Source organism: Pseudomonas idahonensis, assembly GCF_037903935.1.
Taxonomy (GTDB): Bacteria; Pseudomonadota; Gammaproteobacteria; order Pseudomonadales; family Pseudomonadaceae; genus Aquipseudomonas; species Aquipseudomonas danubii.
Window position 1 is genome coordinate 2,111,947 of record NZ_CP149586.1, and the last position, 15,728, is coordinate 2,127,674.

The 15,728-nt window shown below is 63.1% G+C and carries 11 protein-coding genes; 4 read left to right on the forward strand and 7 right to left on the reverse strand.

Features of this window, described 5'->3' with window-relative positions; all coding sequences use genetic code 11:
* Positions 1–6: 6 nt before the first annotated feature.
* From WIN67_RS09680 to WIN67_RS09695, 4 genes are all read right to left on the reverse strand, one after another.
* On the reverse strand, positions 7–1,677 hold the full coding sequence (locus WIN67_RS09680) for a bifunctional protein-serine/threonine kinase/phosphatase (protein WP_339071099.1): 1,671 nt from the start codon (positions 1,675–1,677) through the stop codon (positions 7–9).
* Positions 1,678–1,684: 7 nt separating this feature from the next.
* The gene (locus WIN67_RS09685; RefSeq protein WP_339071100.1) at positions 1,685–2,896 is read right to left on the reverse strand and encodes a nitrate/nitrite transporter; all 1,212 of its coding nucleotides are present in this window, start codon (positions 2,894–2,896) and stop codon (positions 1,685–1,687) included.
* A gap of 343 nt (positions 2,897–3,239) precedes the next feature.
* The gene (locus tag WIN67_RS09690; protein WP_102863840.1) at positions 3,240–3,815 is read right to left on the reverse strand and encodes an ANTAR domain-containing response regulator; all 576 of its coding nucleotides are present in this window, start codon (positions 3,813–3,815) and stop codon (positions 3,240–3,242) included.
* 15 nt (positions 3,816–3,830) lie between these two features.
* The gene (locus WIN67_RS09695; protein WP_339071101.1) at positions 3,831–5,042 is read right to left on the reverse strand and encodes a CmpA/NrtA family ABC transporter substrate-binding protein; all 1,212 of its coding nucleotides are present in this window, start codon (positions 5,040–5,042) and stop codon (positions 3,831–3,833) included.
* A gap of 229 nt (positions 5,043–5,271) precedes the next feature.
* Here WIN67_RS09695 and WIN67_RS09700 point away from each other — a divergent pair, with 229 nt between their 5' ends.
* Entirely contained in the window at positions 5,272–6,294 is a 1,023-nt protein-coding gene (locus tag WIN67_RS09700) for a quinone-dependent dihydroorotate dehydrogenase (RefSeq protein ID WP_102863838.1), read from the forward strand.
* A gap of 131 nt (positions 6,295–6,425) precedes the next feature.
* Here WIN67_RS09700 and rmf read toward each other — a convergent pair whose 3' ends face one another.
* A complete protein-coding gene (rmf, locus tag WIN67_RS09705) occupies positions 6,426–6,641 on the reverse strand; it encodes a ribosome modulation factor (RefSeq protein WP_016965693.1) in 216 nt (71 codons plus the stop codon).
* Positions 6,642–7,187: 546 nt separating this feature from the next.
* Here rmf and rlmKL point away from each other — a divergent pair.
* On the forward strand, positions 7,188–9,452 hold the full coding sequence (gene rlmKL, locus WIN67_RS09710; RefSeq protein ID WP_102878978.1) for a bifunctional 23S rRNA (guanine(2069)-N(7))-methyltransferase RlmK/23S rRNA (guanine(2445)-N(2))-methyltransferase RlmL: 2,265 nt from the start codon (positions 7,188–7,190) through the stop codon (positions 9,450–9,452).
* A 136-nt stretch (positions 9,453–9,588) separates the two neighbouring features.
* Entirely contained in the window at positions 9,589–11,988 is a 2,400-nt protein-coding gene (locus WIN67_RS09715) for a sensor domain-containing diguanylate cyclase (RefSeq protein WP_300245249.1), read from the forward strand.
* A gap of 45 nt (positions 11,989–12,033) precedes the next feature.
* On the opposite strand, the gene dacB is transcribed toward WIN67_RS09715, so the two are convergent.
* Positions 12,034–13,494 (reverse strand): D-alanyl-D-alanine carboxypeptidase/D-alanyl-D-alanine endopeptidase, encoded by a 1,461-nt coding sequence (dacB, locus tag WIN67_RS09720; RefSeq protein WP_102863835.1) that lies wholly within the window; start codon positions 13,492–13,494, stop codon positions 12,034–12,036.
* Positions 13,495–13,728: 234 nt separating this feature from the next.
* Between dacB and WIN67_RS09725 the strand changes: the two genes are divergently transcribed.
* A complete protein-coding gene (locus tag WIN67_RS09725) occupies positions 13,729–14,073 on the forward strand; it encodes a YggL family protein (protein WP_102863834.1) in 345 nt (114 codons plus the stop codon).
* Between the two features lie 182 nt (positions 14,074–14,255).
* Here WIN67_RS09725 and WIN67_RS09730 read toward each other — a convergent pair whose 3' ends face one another.
* Complete coding sequence (locus tag WIN67_RS09730) at positions 14,256–15,446, reverse strand: benzoate/H(+) symporter BenE family transporter (protein ID WP_123392323.1); 1,191 nt, start codon at positions 15,444–15,446, stop codon at positions 14,256–14,258.
* Positions 15,447–15,728 lie beyond the last annotated feature (282 nt).

Genomic DNA, 15,728 nt, shown 5'->3' on the forward strand with positions numbered 1-15,728 from the left:
GGGGCGCTAACGATGCAGCAGTGCCAGCAGCAATATCAGGTTGAGCAGCAGGGCGAGCAGGGCGAGGCCGCGCCAGACCTTCAGCGGCTCCCGTTCCAGCAAGGGGCGCGGCCGCAGGCTCAGGCTGCGGCGTTCACCCTGTTCCAGCACCAACAGCCATTCTTCGGCGGTTTCATAGCGCTGGGCCGGGTCGGCACAGACCCCGCGTTCCAGGCTTTGCTCCAGCCATTGCGGCAGATCCGGGCGGTAGCGGCTGGGGGGAACAGCAGCGGTGAAGCGCGGGCGTTGGAAGGCTTCGACCTCGCCATGGGGGTAGTGCCCGGTCAGCAGGTAATACAGGCTGACACCCACCGCATAGAGATCCTGTTGCGGGCTGGGAGGTTCGCCGGCGAAGGCTTCCGGGGCGATATAGCTCGGGGTGCCGGGCAGCAGGTGCGCCAGGTCCGCCGACAAGCCCGGGCAGTAGGCCAGGCCGAAATCCAGAATCCGCAGTTCGCCGTCGTCCCCCAGCAGCAGGTTGTCCGGCTTGATGTCGCGGTGCAGGATCTGCCGGCGGTGCAGCAGGCCAACGGCCCGCAGCAGGCGCTCGGCCAGGGACTGCCACTGGTCCAGGGGCAGGGGGCCGTTGTAGCGAAACAGCTGTTGCAGGGTGCGACCGGGGTATTCGCGCATCAGGTAATACAGATGCTGGCGCGCAGTGCCACCGTGCACCTGGGGAAAATACCGCCCGGCAACGCGGCGCAGCAGCCATTCCTCGGACAGCAGCCCCTGGCAGGCCGCCAGGTCGTTGTGCAGGGCTGCCGGCAGGGTTTTCAGCAGCCAGGCCTGGTGCTGTTCGTCACGCACGCGGTACAGCAGCGATTGCTGGCTCTGGCTGACCAGGCTCTCCACCTGCCAGCCTTCGAAGCGTTGCCCGGGTTTCAGCAACGGCGGCAGGGGCCATTGCTGCAAGTGCAGCAGGGCATCGCCGAGGCTGCTTTCGCCAAGCGCGTCGACCCGCACCAGCAGCGCGCTGGCATTGTCCTGACTACCGGCCAGGTGCGCCGCGCTGACCAAGGTCTGTGTCGCGCTGTCCAGGTCGGGCTGGTCCCGCAGAATGGCGGCGATGGCGCTGTCGCCCAGGGTGGCCCAGACCCCGTCGCTGAGCATCAGGAAGCTTTCGCCCTGGCGCAGTTCGCCATCGAGGAAGTCCAGTACCAGATGCTGGTCCAGGCCCAGGGCGCGCTTGAGCACATGCTGCATGCCCGGCTGGTCCCAGACATGGTCCTCGCTGATGCGTTGCAACTGCTGTTGGTGCCAACGGTAGACCCGGCAGTCGCCGACATGGGCCAGGGTAAAGCGCCGGCCCCGCAGTACCAGGGCGCTGAGGGTGGTGAGCAGGGGCTGGCCGCCGCCGTTGGCCTGGAGCCAGCGGTTCTGGGCGGTCAGCAGGCGTTCCAGGGCCTGGGCCACGGCCCAGGTTTCCGGGGTGGCGTAGTAATCCAGGGCCAGGGCCTGAAGGCTCGAACGCGCTGCCAGGCCGCCGTCGGCGCACTGACTGACGCCATCGGCGATGGCGAACAGCAGGCCCTTGCTCGCCGCCAGATCCGGCGCCGGGGTGACCCGGCGCAAGGCGTCCTGATTTTCCGTCCGCGGTCCGGTGGCGCTGGCCTCGGCATGGCTCAGTTGCAGGCCCATGGTGCGCTCAGACCCGTGCCGCAGTCACGGCGGCGGAGCCCCAGGTGGTTCTCCAGCGGCGCTTGACCCCGTGCAGGCCGAACCAGGCCAGGATCCCGAGACTGGCGAACAGCCACAGTGCCAGTTGATAGCTGCCGGTGCTCTGCTTGATCGCGCCCATGCCTGCGGCCAGGGCAAAACCGCCGATGCCTCCGGCCATGCCGATCAGCCCGGTCATGACCCCGATTTCCCGGCGAAAACGTTGCGGTACCAGCTGGAACACCGCGCCATTGCCGGCGCCGAGGCCCAGCATGGTGCAGACGAACAGGGCCAGGGCAGCGTAGGAACTGGGCAGGTTGAAACCCACGGCGGCGATGCAGACCACCGCCACGCTGTACATCGCCAGCAAAGTGCGGATACCGCCGAAACGGTCCGCCAGGGCGCCGCCCAGAGGGCGCATCAGGCTGCCGCCGAAGACACAGGCGGCGGTGTAGTAGCCAGCCGTCACCGGGCTCAGGCCGTACTGGTCATTGAAATAGCCGGGCAGGGCGCTGGCCAGGCCGATGAAACCGCCAAAGGTCACGCTGTAGAAGAACATGAACCACCAGCTGTCGCGGTCCCCCAGGGCCTTGAAGTAGTCGCCCATGGATTTGGCCTGCGGCCGCTCAGGGGCGTTCTTCGCCAGCCAGGCGAACAGCACCAGTGTCAGGAGCAGCGGGATCAGGGCGAAGCCGAAGACATTGCTCCAGCCGAAAGCCGCTGCCAGCACCGGAGCGAGCAGCGCGGCGAACACCGTGCCGGAGTTGCCGGCACCGGCGATGCCCATGGCCTTGCCCTGGTGTTGCGGCGGATACCATTGGGAGGCCAGGGGCAGGGCCACAGCGAAAGAGGCGCCGGCCATGCCGAGGAATACCCCCAGTAGCAAGGCTTGCTCATAGCTGTGGATGCCCAGCTTCCAGGCGCCGAACAGAGCGCCGATGACAATCACCTGGCCGATCAGGCCGGCGGTCTTGGGCGACAGGCGATCGGCCAGCAGGCCCATGATGAAACGCAGCACTGCACCGGCGAGGATCGGTGTGGCCACCATCAGCCCGCGTTGCTGGGGGCTCAGGTGCAGGTCGGCAGCAATCTGTACCGCCAGGGGGCCCAGCAGGTACCAGACCATGAAGCTCAGGTCGAAATACAGAAAGGCTGCGAACAGGGTCGGGGTGTGGCCGGATTTCCAGAAGCTTGAATTCATCGCGCACCTCAGCTGATAAGAGTCGTTGGAGTCGTCATGAGCTTGCAGGTGGAGCGCCGCCACGGCCGCGCCACCGACCCCGGTCAGTGGGGCCAAAACGAAAAAACGTCGGCATCCGGCTCGTTGTGGCGAGCAGGGTGCGCGACGTCTTTGTCGTAGGTGGGGCAACCGCCGTTGGTTACCGTTGTGGATTTGATAGCAAGAGCCGCGCCAACCGGCGGCCGATGCAGGCTCGCATGGGCAGGCTCGCTGTAGGAGCTGGCTTGCCAGCGAAGGCGCCCTCAACACTGGCACAAGGTTCAGAGGTCTGTTCGCCGGCAAGCCGGCTCCTACGGGGCGCAGGTCAGCCGAGTAGTTCCTGCATGGCGATGATCTGTTCCGCGACCTGGATCAGCTTCTGCTGTTTGCCCATGGCCTGACGGCGCATCAGGGTGTAGGCCTGTTCTTCGTCGCAGTCCTTCATCTTCATCAACAGGCCCTTGGCCAGCTCGATGCGCTTGCGCTCGGCCAGTTGCTGGTCGCGGGCCTGGAGTTGCGCGCGCAGGGCCTGGTCGCTTTCGAAGCGCGCCATGGCCACGTCGAGGATCGGTTGCAGGCGCTGGACCTGGATGCCCTCGACGATGTAGGCGCTGACCCCGGACTTGATCGCCTGGCGCATCACCCCCGGATCGTGTTCATCGGTGAACATCACGATGGGCCGCGGTTGATCGCGGCTGACCAGCACTACTTGCTCCATCACATCACGGCTGGGTGACTCGGTATCGATCAGGATCACGTCCGGGCGCACCGTTTCGACGCGGCCCGGCAGGTCGATGGTCAGGCCGGATTCGTCAATCACCTCGAAACCGGCTTCGCTGAGGGCGGCCTTGAGCCTTCCGACTTTTTTCGCGGTGTCGTTGATCAGCAGGATACGCAGCATGTTCGCGGGCTCCGGTCAGCGCTGGGCAACAAGGGGAGGGGTGTCGTTCATCGCATGCAGGCGGAAGCTGCGGGCATAGGCGGCAGGCTCAGAGCCGTCCCACACCTTGCCATCGATCAACTGGCTGCTGCGCATGTCCTGGCCCCAGGCGGTGATGCCCAGCGCGCTGGCGGCTTCGCGATACAGTTCAAGCTGCTGCACGTGGCGAGCGACGCCCAGGTAGTCCGGGTCTTCCCGCAGCAGGCCCCAGCGCCGGAACTGGGTCATGAACCACATGCCGTCGGACAGGTAGGGCAGGTTGACGGCGCCATGGTGGTGAAAGCGCAGGGCGTGGGGGTCCTGCCAGCGATTGCCCAGGCCGTCGGCGTAAGCCCCCAGCAGCCGCGGCTCGATGCAGTCCAGCGGTGTATTCAGGTAATCGGCGGCGCTCAGCAACTGGGCAGTGCTGCGGCGGTTTTCCGGGCTTTGTTCGATAAAGCGGCTGGCCTCGAGGATCGCCATGACCAGGACCCGGGCGGTGTTGGGGTATTGCTCGACGAAGGCGCGGGTGCAGCCGAGGACTTTTTCCGGGTGATCCGGCCAGATTGCCTGGCTGGTGGCCAGGGTGAAGCCCTGATCCTGCTGCACTGCACTGGCGCTCCAGGGTTCGCCGACGCAGAACCCGTCGATGCGCCCGGCCTGCAGGTGAGCCACCATCTGCGGCGGCGGCACCACCACGCTGTCGACATCCTGCAGCGGGTGGATGCCCTGGCTGGCCAGCCAGTAGTACAACCACATGGCGTGAGTACCGGTGGGGAAGGTCTGGGCGAAGGTCAGTCGTGCCCGGCTTTGGTGCACATGGCGGTCCAATGCTTCAGGGCTGGTCACTTTGAGGGCTTGCAGTTCCCGGGACAGGTTGATGCTCTGGCCATTCTGGTTCAGGCCCATGAGCACCGCCATGTCGCAGGGATGGGTCCCGCCGATGCCCAGGTGCACGGCGTAGATCAGGCCGTACAGGCTGTGGGCAGCGTCCAGTTCGCCACTCACCAGCTTGTCCCGCAGCCCGGCCCAGGAACTCTGGCGCGTGAGGTTCAGGGTCAGGCCGTAGGGCTGGGCAAAGCCCTGGGTGGCGGCGACCACCACCGAGGCGCAATCGGTCAGGGCCATGAAGCCCAGGTTGATGGCGGACTTTTCCGGGGCATCGCTGCCGTTGACCCAGGCCAGTGCGCAGTTGGGGTGTTCAGTCATGGCTTGGCACCTTGCATAAAAAAGCGTCGTACCCACTGGCCAGGCAAAGCCTGTGTGGGTGACGACGCCGTTGTCCTTGAACCTGGGCCGCCATTGGCCCAGGTCTGATGAGCAAGTGGGTGCAAGGCATATGCCATTGTCGGGGATTTCATTCTGCGCCTCGCCTGCAAGCCCTGGGCGCGGCTATAATCGGTGCCTTATTTCGCCGCCAACCGAGTTCATCCCGCCCATGTATACCCTGGCCCGCCAGCTGTTGTTCAAACTCTCCCCGGAAACCTCCCACGATCTGTCCCTGGACCTGATCGGTGCGGGCGGGCGTTTGGGCCTTAACGGTCTGTTGTGCAAGGCGCCGGCGCAGTTGCCGGTGCAGGTCATGGGCCTGGAGTTTCCGAACCCGGTGGGCCTGGCTGCCGGTCTGGACAAGAACGGCGCCGCCATCGATGGCTTCGCTCAACTGGGCTTCGGCTTTGTCGAGATCGGCACCGTCACTCCGCGTCCGCAGCCGGGCAACCCCAAGCCGCGGATCTTCCGCCTGCCTCAGGCCGAAGCCATCATCAACCGCATGGGCTTCAACAACCTGGGGGTCGACAACCTGCTGGCGCGTGTGGCCGCCTCCCAATACAAGGGCGTGCTGGGGATCAATATCGGCAAGAACTTCGACACCCCGGTGGAGCGGGCGGTGGATGACTACCTGATCTGCCTGGACAAGGTCTATGCCCATGCCAGTTATGTCACGGTCAATGTCAGCTCGCCCAATACCCCGGGCTTGCGCAGCCTGCAGTTTGGCGAGTCCCTCAAGCAGCTGCTGTCGGCTCTGAGCCAGCGTCAGCAGGAGCTGGCGAGCATTCATGGCAAACGCGTGCCCCTGGCGATCAAGATCGCGCCGGACATGAGCGATGAGGAAACCGTTGAAGTGGCTCGGGCCTTGCTGGAAACCGGCATGGACGCGGTGATCGCCACCAACACCACCTTGAGTCGCGAAGGCGTCGAAGGCATGGAACACGGCGATGAGGCAGGCGGCCTGTCCGGCGCGCCGGTGCGCGACAAGAGCACCCACACAGTCAAGGTCCTGGCCGCCGAACTGGCCGGTCGCTTGCCGATCATTGCCGTGGGCGGCATCACGGAAGGCAAGCACGCGGCTGAGAAGATCGCCGCGGGCGCCAGCCTGGTACAGCTGTATTCGGGCTTCATCTATAAGGGGCCGGCGTTGATTCGCGAGTCGGTGGATGCCATCGCGGCCATGGGCCGATAAGAACGGGCGCCAGCGCGGCCATAAAAAAGGGCTCCTCGAAGGAGCCCCTGGGCCGAAGCCCGCCGCCCGGATGGGGCGTGCGTGGTTAAGTCGTCATCTATTCAAGTTGTAGGTGTCGGAATGTGCCCTGATCAGCCGACAGCGCGAAGTTCGTTGAGTCTGTGGATGCCCGCAGTGCCAGTCATACCGTCCCAGTTGTCGCCGCGTCCTTCTCGCCAGCCGTTAATCCAGGCTTGGCGTACCGACGGTAGAGTAAATGGGCAAAGCTCACGGGACTTGCCATTAACGCCATACTGATATCCGCGTAAAAATGCTCTTTCCAACGGATCACGCTTTAGTCTTCTCATAGGGTGTTTCCCTCACTTGTTGACTGTCTTATGTCCCGTCGACCTTCTTCTGAGGTCGGGCAGATTGTCTCTGCCGTTGGTGCTCGCTGCCGGCGTGGCGAGCCTTGATGTTGACGCCATTGCGGCGCCAACCTGTGTTGAGTTCTAACCAATAGGTCACAGCAAGTGAATGATCGTTTTGTCATAAGGACGTAACGATAATGCTGTCCAGGCCATAAGCCGGGACGGGTTTTTTAGCTTGTTTGCCAGGCAAAGCCCGCTGTGATCAGCCTCTCACTAGATGATGAGGTTAATGCTTTAGTGAGAATGTCGAACGGTTGCACTCAACTACTATTCGACGAAGGGTCGACTTATGTCATTTTGTTGCCCTGACTTTTTTATCTGTCCCGGCCTCTAAGCTTTTTTGCCCTGCAAGAAAGCCTGTCTGCCGGGGTGGGACGGCACAGTTTCGTGCCACACGAGCGCTCTTGAAGAAAAGCGCTTGATTGAAAACCGAACGGGCGATGCGTTGTCCGTTCACTTATTGCCAAAGGCCCTGGTACTCCCATGTCGGATCGTTACGAACTCTTCCTCACCTGTCCCAAAGGCCTTGAAGGCCTGCTGATCGAGGAAGCCGTCGGGCTTGGCCTTGAGCAAGCGCGTGAGCACACTTCTGCCGTGCGCGGCATGGCCGACATGGAGACGGCCTATCGGCTGTGTCTGTGGTCGCGCCTGGCCAACCGGGTGCTGCTGGTCCTCAAGCGTTTTCCAATGAAGGACGCCGAGGACCTCTACCACGGCGTGCTCGACGTCGACTGGCAGGACCACATGCTGGCCGATGGCACCCTGGCGGTGGAGTTCAGCGGTCACGGTTCGGGCATCGACAACACCCACTTTGGTGCCCTGAAGGTCAAGGACGCCATTGTCGACAAACTGCGTACACCTACCGGCGAGCGTCCTTCGGTGGACAAGCTCAATCCGGACCTGCGCATCCACCTGCGCCTGGATCGCGGCGAAGCCATCCTGTCCCTGGACCTGTCCGGCCACAGCCTGCACCAGCGCGGCTATCGCCTGCAGCAAGGCGCCGCGCCGCTCAAGGAAAACCTGGCGGCCGCGATCCTGATCCGTTCCGGCTGGCCGCGCATCGCCGCTGAAGGCGGGGCCTTGGCTGACCCAATGTGCGGTGTCGGCACCTTCCTGGTGGAAGCGGCGATGATTGCCGCGGACATCGCTCCCAACCTCAAGCGTGAGCAGTGGGGCTTTACCGCCTGGCTCGGCCATGTGCCGGCGCTGTGGCGCAAACTGCATGATGAAGCCCTGGCTCGGGCCCAGGCCGGACTGGCCAAGCCACCGCTGTGGATTCGCGGCTACGAGGCCGATCCACGATTGATCCAGCCGGGTCGCAACAACGTCGAGCGCGCGGGCTTGAGCGACTGGATCAAGATCTACCAGGGCGAAGTGGGGACTTTTGAACCGCGTCCGGACCAGAACCAGAAGGGCCTGGTGATCTGCAACCCGCCCTACGGCGAGCGCCTGGGTGACGAGGCCAGCCTGCTGTACCTCTATCAGAACCTCGGCGAGCGCCTGCGTCAGGCCTGCTTGAACTGGGAAGCGGCGGTGTTCACCGGCGCCCCGGACCTGGGCAAGCGCATGGGCATTCGCAGCCACAAGCAGTACTCGTTCTGGAACGGCGCCTTGCCGTGCAAGCTGCTGCTGATCAAGGTGCTGCCGGACCAGTTCGTCACCGGTGAGCGACGCACTGCCGAGCAGCGCCAGGTGGAACGCGAGCAGGCTCAGGCCGCTGCAGACGAGCCGCCAGTGCGCCAGTACAACAAGAATGGCAACCCGATCAAGCCGGCTCCTGCGCCGGCGCCGGTGGTCGAGCAGGCCCGTCTGAGCGAGGGCGGGCAGATGTTTGCCAACCGCCTGCAAAAGAACCTCAAGCTGCTGGGCAAATGGGCCAAGCGCGAAGGTGTCGAGTGCTATCGGGTCTATGACGCGGACATGCCGGAATACTCCCTGGCCATCGACCTGTACCAGGATTGGGTGCACGTCCAGGAATACGCGGCGCCCAAGTCGGTGGACCCGGAGAAGGCCCAGGCGCGTCTGTTCGATGCCCTGGCAGCGATTCCCCAGGCACTGAACGTGGATAAGAGCCGGGTGGTGATCAAGCGTCGCGAGCGCCAGAGCGGCACCAAGCAATACGAGCGCCAGAGCGCCCAGGGCCAGTTCACCGAAGTTCGCGAAGGCGGGGTCAAGCTGCTGGTGAACCTGACCGACTACCTGGACACCGGGCTGTTCCTCGACCATCGGCCGATGCGCATGCGCATCCAGAAAGAGGCGGCTGGCAAGCGTTTCCTCAACCTGTTCTGCTACACCGCCACCGCCAGTGTGCACGCGGCCAAGGGTGGAGCCCGCAGTACGACCAGCGTCGACTTGTCGAAAACCTACCTGGACTGGGCGCGACGCAACTTCTCCCTCAACGGTTTCTCCGACAAGAACCGTCTGGAGCAGGGTGATGTGATGGCCTGGCTGGACAGCTGCCGTGACGAGTTCGACCTGATCTTCATCGACCCGCCGACCTTCTCCAACTCCAAGCGCATGGAAGGGGTGTTCGACGTGCAGCGTGACCAGGTGCAGTTGCTGGACCTGGCCATGGCCCGTCTGGCGCCGGGTGGCGTGCTGTACTTCTCCAACAACTTCCGCAAGTTCCAGTTGGACGAGAACCTCGCCGCGCGCTATCAGGTCGAGGAGATCACGGCGAAAACCATCGACCCGGATTTTGCCCGTAACAGCAAAATTCACCGTGCTTGGAAAATCAGCGCCCGCTGATGGCCGGATAAGTCCCCAACGCCCGTTTTTTCGGGCTTTGGGGGCTGTTTAGCGCTGGTCAAATTAGTGGCTAATAGCTATAACTCACACCAAGTCCGGATGACACCCAAACTCGCTGGCGTGATGAGTTCTACTTATGCCGTTGCATGTGGTACGCCCGAAGATCCTGGGTTTCATTAGTGAAGAAGTCTCTGCCTGGCTAGTAGCTGTGCTGGTGTTGCTTGCGGGCGGCATTCTCACCGGGCTGCTGGCCTGGTCCACTTACAACTCGAACAAACAGCAACTGCGCCAGCGCTTCCAATTGCTCGCCAGTGAACGCTACAGCCGTATCGAAGAGCGCTTTCAAGACCAGGAGCAACGCCTGGACGGTCTGCGGCGTTTCTTTGTCAATTCCGACCTGGTGACCCGCCAGGACTTCGATGGTTACGCCAAGCCTCTGTTACGCCACACTCAGGCCTATGCCTGGGCGCCTCTGGTGAGTCGTGCCCAGCGGCCGGCGTTCGAACAGGCGGTGCGGGATCAGGGGGTGGCGGGGTTTACCATCCTGCAATTGAACGCCAGCGGCCAGATGGAGCCCGCTGGTGAGCAAGAAGACTTTGCGCCGATTCTGTACAGCCAGACTCAAAGCCCCCTGGGGTCGCCCCTGGGGCACGACTTGCTGGCCCAGCCTCAGCGCCGGGCTACTCTGGAGCGGGCCAGGGAGCTCAACGGCCTGGCGGTTTCGCCGCCTTTGCACCTGGTTGCCGTGGACCCGGCCTATGCCCGGGGCGTGCTGCTGGCGGCGCCGGTCAGGCGGCCCCAGGACAGCCCCTTGCCCGAGGCCAGGCCTTACGGTTATGTGCTGGCGGTGATCAGCCTGCGGCAACTGGTGGCGGACGGCTTGCCGGTGCCGGCCAGCGACAATTTGTCGGTGCGCATTCTCGATCTGTCCACCGAGGGCCAGCACGAGGTGCTCTATGAATCGAACAACCCGCCGATCGCCAGTCACCTGACGGCCAGCCGTTTGCTGCGCCTGGCGGACCGGGATTATCAGGTTGATATCCGCCCCAGCGCGGCGTTCCTGCACGCCAACCAATCTTCCCTGAGCAGCCTGGTGATTCTCGGTGGCTTGCTCAGTCTGCTGCTCAGCGCCTTGCTCTATGTGCTGGTGAGTCAGCGGCAACGGGCCTTGGCCCTGGTGGAGCAACGCACGGGGGAGCTGCGCAGTCGCGAGCAGGAATTGCGCGGCACTCACAGTCAGTTGCGCTGCGTGCTCAATGCCGCGACCCAGGTGGCGATCATCGCCACGGACCTGCGTGGTGTCATCAGTACCTTCAATGCCGGGGCCGAGCAGATGCTCGGCTACAGCAGCAGTGAAGCGGTAGGCCACCTGACCCTGGAAAGCCTGCACCTGCCCCGGGAGCTGGAAAGCTGGGCTCAGAGCCTTACCCAGCGCTATGGCAAGGCCATTCCAGTGTCCCGGGCCATGCTGGTGGAAGAAGGCCTGGCCGGTGGCCATGAGGCGCGGGAGTGGACGTTGGTCAGGCGTGACGGCAGCCACCTGCAAGTGAACATGCTGGCGACCCCGGTGCTGGATGATCAGGGGCTGTGGATCGGCCACCTAGCCATCTGCATCGACATCACCGAGCGCAAGCGGGTGCACGAGGCCCTGGCGGCCCGGGACCGCCTGTTGAAAAGGCTCAGTGCCCATGTTCCCGGAGGGATCTACCAGTTCAAGCTGGATGCCGAGGGGCACGCGAGCTTCACCTATGCCAGCGATGGCATTCGCGAAATCTACGAGATCGAGCCGCAGGTGTTGCAGGAGGATGCCGAGGCAGTGTTCGAGCGTATCCATCCTGAGGATGTGCAGCGGGTGCGCAAGTCGATCCAGGTTTCCGCCAAGCAGCTCAGTCCGTGGCGCGAGGAGTATCGGGTCTGCCTGCCGCAACGGGGGCTGCGCTGGATGCGTGGCGCGGCGACCCCGGAAAGCCTGCAGGGCGGCGGCGTGCTCTGGCACGGCTATATCTCGGACATTTCCGACCTCAAGCGGGTCGAGGAAGAGTTGCGTGCGTTGTCAGTGACCGACTCCCTGACCGGCATTCACAACCGGCGCTATTTCCAGGAGCAGTTGCAGAACGAAATGCAGCGTCTTGAACGTGTTGGGGGCGATATGGCGGTGATCATGCTGGATATCGATCATTTCAAGCGGATCAACGATCAGTACGGACACGGCGTCGGGGATCAGGTCTTGCGGGGGCTCTGTGTCCGCATTGGTGGGCGTCTGCGGCGTACCGATGTGTTCTGCCGTCTCGGCGGCGAGGAGTTCATGGTGCTGTGTCCGGGCACCAACGCCCAGCAGGCGCTGATCCTGGCTCAGGAACTGTGGCAGGGGCTGCGCAGTTCGCCGATCGAGCCGGTGGGCAGTGTCACCGCCAGTTTCGGCATTGCCAGCTGGCGCGAAGGCGAGGGGGCGGACGGTTTGTTGTTGCGGGCCGACTCCGGGGTCTATGCCGCCAAGCAGGCCGGACGCGATCGAGTCCAGCCAGAGCTGCCCTGATCGCTGACAGCGGCGGAGCGGGTCCGCCACTGTCGCAACAGCGAGCTACAGAACGGATGCGCTGGTGGCCAGTTTTGGCTGGCGATACAGATCCAGCAGCACCTGATCCAGCACCGAAGAGGCGCCGAAGGGTCGCGGATCGTTGAGGATCGCCACCACCGCCCAGGTGTTGCCGTTGTCATCGCGGCTATAGCCGGCGATGGCGCGCACGGTGTTCAGAGTGCCGGTCTTGATGTGGGCCTCACCGGACATGGCGGTACGTTTCAGGCGCTTGCGCATGGTGCCGTCCATGCCGGCAATCGGCATGGAGCTGATGAACTCGGCGGCGTAGGGGCTCTTCCAGGCAGCTTGCAGCAGACCGGCCAGTTCCCGGGCGCTGACCCGTTCGGCACGGGACAGGCCAGAGCCGTTTTCCATCACCAGATGCGGCGCGGTGATGCCTTTTTTCGCCAGCCACTGGCGCACCACACGCTGGGCCGCCTTGGCGTCATCGCCGTCGGCTTCATTGCGGTACTTGGCGCCCAGGCTCAGGAACAGCTGCTGGGCCATGGTGTTGTTACTGTATTTGTTGATGTCGCGAATGACCTCCGCGAGGTCCGGAGAGAAGGCACGGGCCAGAACCTTGGCATCCTTGGGGACTACCGCGAGGCGGTCCTTGCCCTGGATGCTGCCGCCCAGTTCGCTCCAGATCGCCCGCACCGCACCGGCGGTGTAGGTGGCGTGGTCCAGCAGCGACAGATAGGTCTGGGAACTGCAGCCATCACCCAACTGGCCACCAACGGTGACGATCACGCTGCCATCGGCCTGGGGCACGGGGTTGTAGCGAACGTCGCCGGTGCACTGCTTGGTGTTGACTGCCTTGACCTGATTGTCGATGCGGATCTTGGCAATCGGCGGCTCTACCGAAACCAGTACCCGGCCGGAATCATTGCGGGCGACGAAGCGCAGGGCCTTGAGGTTGACCATCAGCGCGTCGGGCTTGACCAGGAACGGCTTGTTCTCGTCGTTGCCGTCGTCATTGAACTCAGGCAACTGCGGTTGCACGAAGTAGTTGCGGTCCAGTACCAGATCGCCGGTGACTTGCTGCACGCCATTGGCCCGCAGGTCACGCATCAGCAGCCAGAGCTTCTCCATGTTCAGCTTGGGATCGCCGCCGCCCTTGAGATAGAGATTGCCGTTGAGAATGCCACCGCTGAGGGTGCCATCGGTATAGAACTCGGTCTTCCACTGGTGGGTCGGGCCAAGCATTTCCAGGGCCGCGTAGGTGGTGACCAGCTTCATGGTGGAGGCCGGGTTGACCGAGACATCGGCGTTGAAAACCGTCGGCGTGCCAGGGCCGTTCAGGGGAATCATCACCAGCGACAGGGCGTTGTTCGGGAGCTTGCTGGCTTTGAGGGCTTGTTGAACCTTGGGGGTCAGGGTGGTGTTGACCGGAGCCGCAGAGACAGGAAATGCCAGGGGAAGAAAAACACTGGCAAGCAACAGAGGACGCAACGATTTGATCATATGAAGTGGAACCCTGCAGTCGAGGGGAAAAAAGGCGAGGGCATGCAGATAAAATCCCTCAGTGATCATGAAAGTGTCGGCATTATGCCCCAAGGTATAGCGGCTTGTGCCGTGCCACGGGCCGCCGTGGCGGTATTTTTTTTACCAATGGCGGTCCTGCATCCTCATAGAGTCAGGCAATCGCCCGCCTAAACTGGTAAAGTGCCGCCCGTTATTACTTATGAGGATTGTTCCATGGCCACTAACCGTTCCCGCCGTCTGCGCAAAAAACTCTGCGTAGATGAATTTCAGGAGCTGGGTTTTGAGCTGAACCTGGATTTCAAAGAAGATCTGGCTGAAGAAGCTATTGACGCTTTCCTCGACGCGTTCCTCAAAGAAGCGATGGAAGCCAACGGTCTGGGCTATGTTGGCGGCGATGACTTCGGTCTGGTTTGCCTGAGCAAGCGCGGTTCCGTCAGCGAAGCACAGCGTGCAGCTGTTGAAGCTTGGCTCAAAGGCCGTACCGAGCTGACCAGCGTTGAAGTCAGCCCGCTGCTGGACGTCTGGTACCCGGACAACGCGATCAACCCAGTCGCGTGATGTCATGCATGAGCGGCCCGTCCGGGCCGCTCATGCGATGTTGCCCCCAGGGCAACCTGTCGATTTCCCCCTTTGTATCCTTGCATCTGCCACGGGCCAGCCCCGGGTTTTGTCGTGGGCGCTATTCGCCGGCAGGCTGGCTCCTGCAGTGGGCGCCGGTCTGTGTAGGCCAGCGAAGCCCTTCAGGCGCTGCGCCAATTCAGAATCATCAAGGTCACCACCCCAGCGACAATTCCCCAGAACGCCGAGCCAATGGAGAACAGCGTCAGCCCCGAGGCTGTCACCATAAAGGTGATCAGCGCCGCTTCTCGCTCCTTCACTTCACTCATGGCGATGCTCAAGCCGTTGATGATCGAGCCGAACAGCGCCAGGGCGGCGATGGACAGCACCAGTTCCTTGGGCAAGGCCGCGAACAGCGCCGCCAGGGTGGCGCCGAAGACCCCTGCAATGCCATAGAAAACCCCGCACCACACTGCGGCGGTGTAACGCTTGCTGCGATCTTCGTGGGCGTGGGGGCCGGTGCAGATCGCAGCGCTGATGGCCGCCAGGTTGATGCCGTGGGAACCAAATGGCGCCAGCAGCAACGAAGCCAGCCCGGTGGCGGTGATCAGTGGCGAGGCCGGGACGTTGTAGCCGTCGGCGCGCAGCACCGCGATCCCGGGCATGTTCTGCGAGGTCATGGCGACCACGAACAGTGGAATACCGATGCTGATGGTGGCCGCCAGGGAAAAGTGCGGCGTGGTCCAGACCGGCGTCGCCACTTCCAGGTGGAAGCCACTGAAGTCCAGCAAGCCCATCAGCCCGGACAGTGCAGTGCCGATCAGCAGGGCCGCGAGAACGGCATAACGTGGCGACAGGCGCTTGACCACCAGGTAGGTGAAGAACATCCCCAGTACCAGACCGGTACGGTGTTGGGCCGCCACAAAGATTTCACTGCCGATCTTGAACAGGATTCCCGCCAGCAAGGCGGCTGCCAGGGATGCCGGGATCTTTTTCACCAGGCGCTCGAAGCTGCCGGTGAGTCCGCAAATGGTCACCAGGACCGCGCAAGTGATGTAGGCGCCAATGGCTTCGCCATAGGTCACTCCCGACAGGCTGGTGATCAGCAGGGCAGCGCCGGGTGTGGACCAGGCGATGGTGATGGGGGTGCGATAGCGCAGAGACAGGCCGATGCTGCACACCGCCATGCCAATGGAGATGGCCCAGATCCAGGAGGAGATCTGACCGCTGGTCAGGCCGGCGGCTTGCCCAGCCTGGAACATCAGCACCAGGGAACTGGTGTAGCCGGTCATCATGGCGATAAAGCCGGCAACGATGGCGGAGGGCGAAGTGTCCGCGAGGGGGCGTAATTGCGCGGGGGTGGCATCGGACATTACTGCTGTTCCTTGTTCTTGAAAGACGCAAAACCCATACCCGGCGAACGCTGCTTGCAGCCTGCGCAAGCAACGAGCCGGTAATAGGGTTCAAGGTTCAAGCCTAAACTTAAAAGCAACTTTGCATTGCAATACAGCCGTGACTACAAATAGCCGTACAGTCGTTGAATAAGTGGTGGGGCCGGTAACACTTTTTGCTAATGATCCCCAGCGGTTGTGTACAATGTGCCCCTGTTTTAACGCGATACTTGCCAGCGACCCACCGTGGCGTATTAAAGTCAC

Coding starts and splice junctions, on each gene's coding strand:
- WIN67_RS09730 (WP_123392323.1), bottom strand. CDS start 15,446: ATGTCCGATGCCACCCCCGCGCAATTACGCCCCCTCGCGGACACTTCG.
- WIN67_RS09695 (WP_339071101.1), bottom strand. CDS start 5,042: ATGACTGAACACCCCAACTGCGCACTGGCCTGGGTCAACGGCAGCGAT.
- WIN67_RS09715 (WP_300245249.1), top strand. CDS start 9,589: ATGCCGTTGCATGTGGTACGCCCGAAGATCCTGGGTTTCATTAGTGAA.
- WIN67_RS09690 (WP_102863840.1), bottom strand. CDS start 3,815: ATGCTGCGTATCCTGCTGATCAACGACACCGCGAAAAAAGTCGGAAGG.
- dacB (WP_102863835.1), bottom strand. CDS start 13,494: ATGATCAAATCGTTGCGTCCTCTGTTGCTTGCCAGTGTTTTTCTTCCC.
- WIN67_RS09680 (WP_339071099.1), bottom strand. CDS start 1,677: ATGGGCCTGCAACTGAGCCATGCCGAGGCCAGCGCCACCGGACCGCGG.
- WIN67_RS09700 (WP_102863838.1), top strand. CDS start 5,272: ATGTATACCCTGGCCCGCCAGCTGTTGTTCAAACTCTCCCCGGAAACC.
- WIN67_RS09725 (WP_102863834.1), top strand. CDS start 13,729: ATGGCCACTAACCGTTCCCGCCGTCTGCGCAAAAAACTCTGCGTAGAT.
- WIN67_RS09685 (WP_339071100.1), bottom strand. CDS start 2,896: ATGAATTCAAGCTTCTGGAAATCCGGCCACACCCCGACCCTGTTCGCA.
- rlmKL (WP_102878978.1), top strand. CDS start 7,188: ATGTCGGATCGTTACGAACTCTTCCTCACCTGTCCCAAAGGCCTTGAA.
- rmf (WP_016965693.1), bottom strand. CDS start 6,641: ATGAGAAGACTAAAGCGTGATCCGTTGGAAAGAGCATTTTTACGCGGA.